This window comes from Effusibacillus consociatus (assembly GCF_042652925.1).
In the GTDB taxonomy this organism is placed as follows: domain Bacteria; phylum Bacillota; class Bacilli; order Tumebacillales; family Effusibacillaceae; genus Effusibacillus; species Effusibacillus consociatus.
This window is the reverse complement of the sequence record NZ_JBHSHC010000161.1, coordinates 1-1277: the sequence shown is the minus strand read 5'-3', so window position 1 is coordinate 1277 and position 1277 is coordinate 1. Positions and strand designations below refer to the sequence as shown.

Sequence of the window (1277 nt, the reverse complement as noted above, 5' to 3'; positions counted from 1 at the left end):
TTTGTATTCTTAAGTTACAGGGATATCAGCACACTACAAATCACGCGGAGGTGAGTGGGCCGCCTCATTTATGAGGTGACCGCATTTTTATATGTGTGGATTGCCTTTCCAAGCACAAATAAGTGTCGCTTCGAGCACGCAGACTTATCTTTGTATAAACAACTCGTTTATTGCTGGGCAATCAGTCCCTGCTGACTATCTCTGTATATCCTAGGAAAGGAACTTCCCTATGGCTTTAAAAATTGTTTACCCTGTCTGTTGTGGAATCGATGTTCACAAAACCTTCGTGGTTGCATGTATCGCTTCCACTAACAGTCAAGGCGTCACGACTTACAAACGTCATCGCTTTTCAACCTTTACCAAAGGGCTGCAGGAGCTGTTACAGTGGCTTTGTGAGAATGACTGCAAGGATGTGTGTATGGAATCGACCGGGAAATACTGGATCCCCGTATTCAACATTCTAGAACATTCCTGCAACATTACGCTGGCTCATCCGAAATACGTTAAGGCCATTCGCGGCAAGAAAACGGACAAAAAAGATGCCCAGTGGATTGCCGATTTGTTCAAGCACGACCTTGTCGCGGGAAGCTTTATGCCTCCCTTGCCGATCCGGCAGCTCCGTGACCTGATGCGCTACCGCTTCAAGCTGACGAACTTTTCATCGAGCGAGAAAAATCGGCTCCAGAACAGCTTGACGGTTTCGAACATTCAGCTTGGAAATGTCGTTTCGGATACGTTCGGCAAAAGCTCCATGAATATTATCGACAAGCTGCTGGACGATCCGCTTGATACGTCTTTTGACATCGAACCGCTCATTCACGGCTCCATGAAAGGGAAACTGCCTGAACTGAAACTTGCGATTGACGGACTCATTACACCCGAGCAGGCTGAAAAAATCAAGGTCATCAAGCAACACTACGAGGACATTGAATCCCGCAAAGCGGATTTGGAAGCCATTATTCTTTCCCTTGCCGAGTCCTACTCCGAAGAAATCAACTTGATCTTGACTGTTCCGTCCTTCAAAAACATCTTTTCCGCCATTGCCGTGGTCTCGGAAATTGGTGTGAATATGGACGTGTTTCCGACAGCCAAGCATCTTTGCTCTTGGGCAGGACTTACACCTTCAAATGATGAAAGTGCCGGCAAGAAAAAGTCAGTACGGATTTCGAGAGCAGGCATTTACATCAAGCCTCTTTTGGTACAGTGTGCCACCGCTGTAGTCAAAAGCGAAAAGCATCCCGAAATCCGAAACCGCTACTTACAACTGAAGAGGCGCA

At 46.8% G+C, this 1277-nt stretch carries 1 protein-coding gene; it reads left to right on the top strand.

Annotated features, from left to right (window positions below; genetic code table 11):
* Positions 1-229: 229 nt before the first annotated feature.
* On the top strand, positions 230-1277 hold a 1048-nt coding region (locus ACFO8Q_RS23755; protein ID WP_380029849.1), incomplete at its 3' end, for an IS110 family RNA-guided transposase.